1 protein-coding gene is annotated in these 1358 nt (G+C 60.9%); it reads left to right on the top strand.

The genetic code is table 11. The features are described from left to right. The first annotated feature begins 96 nt into the window (after nucleotides 1-96). Entirely contained in the window at nucleotides 97-1293 is a 1197-nt protein-coding gene (locus tag NDN16_RS20800) for an IS256 family transposase (RefSeq protein WP_136543890.1), read from the top strand. Nucleotides 1294-1358 lie beyond the last annotated feature (65 nt).

Below are 1358 nucleotides of genomic sequence, written 5' to 3'. Positions count from 1 at the left end.
GATCGTGTCCCATGGAGTGGTGTAGCTGGATTTCATAGCCATCGGTGATTTCCGGTAGGGTCGGGTTGCTTATGACCAACCTGAGGGACACCACCGATGACCGACGACATGATGAACCTGCGCTCACTCGTTGAGAAGAGCGCCGACGCCGATTTGCTGCGCGAGATGATCGGCTTTGCTGCCGAGAAGCTGATGGCGCTGGAGGTCGGGACGAAGACCGGCGCGGGCTATGGCGAGAAGAACGGCTTCCGACTTGCCCAGCGCAACGGCTACCGCGATCGAGACTGGGAGACACGGGCTGGCACCGTCGAGCTGCGTATTCCGAAGCTTCGCACCGGCAGCTATTTCCCGAGTTTCCTGGAGCCGCGCCGCATGGCCGAGAAGGCCCTGACGGCAGTCATTCAGGAAGCCTATATCCAAGGCGTTTCAACCCGCTCAGTCGATGATCTCGTCAAGGCGATGGGCATGTCGGGCATCTCCAAGAGCCAGGTATCCCGGCTCTGCGAAGAGATCGATGACAAGGTCAAAGCCTTCCTCGACCGCCCCATTGAGGGCGAGTGGCCATACCTCTGGATCGATGCCACCTACCTGAAGGTTCGTCGCGGCGGTCGCATCGTCTCTGTCGCGGTCATCATCGCCGTGGGTGTGAACACCGATGGCCGACGCGAGGTGCTAGGCATGGAAATCGGCACATCCGAGGCAGAAGCGATCTGGACCGAGTTCCTACGCAAGCTGACCAGACGAGGCCTGCGCGGCGTCAAGCTCGTCGTCTCCGATGCGCACGAGGGTATCAAGGCAGCCGTGTCGAAGGTGCTTTCCGCCACCTGGCAGAGGTGCAGGGTTCACTTCATGCGTAACGCGCTGGCCCATGCCGGAAAGAGCGGAAGGCGTGTCGTCTCCGCCTTCATCGCCACGGCCTTTGCCCAGGACACGCCAGAGGCGGCGAGCACTCAATGGCGCAATGTCGCCGACCAGATCAGGCCGAAGGTGCCGAAACTCGCCACGCTGATGGATAGTGCCGAACAGGACGTGCTCGCCTACATGACCTTTCCCAGGCAGCACTGGACCAAGCTCCACAGCACCAATCCGATCGAACGCCTTAACGGCGAGATTAAGCGCCGCACAGAGGTCGTCGGCATCTTTCCCAACGATGACGCAATCGTCAGGCTCGTGGGAGCGCTGCTCCTCGAACAAAACGACGAGTGGGCTGTCCAGCGATCCCGCTACATGACACTTGAGACCATCGCCACGATGAGCGATGATCCGCTCATCAGCCTGCCAGCCGCAAGCTGACACTCATCCGGCCCTCTGGGATGAGCCGTGGTCGTCTAAGCTACACCACTCCATGGGACACGATC

This window comes from Aureimonas altamirensis, from assembly GCF_023702225.1.
GTDB classification, from domain to species: domain Bacteria; phylum Pseudomonadota; class Alphaproteobacteria; order Rhizobiales; family Rhizobiaceae; genus Aureimonas; species Aureimonas altamirensis_B.
The sequence above is the reverse complement of the archived record's forward strand: the minus strand, read 5'-3'. Positions and strand labels throughout refer to the sequence as shown.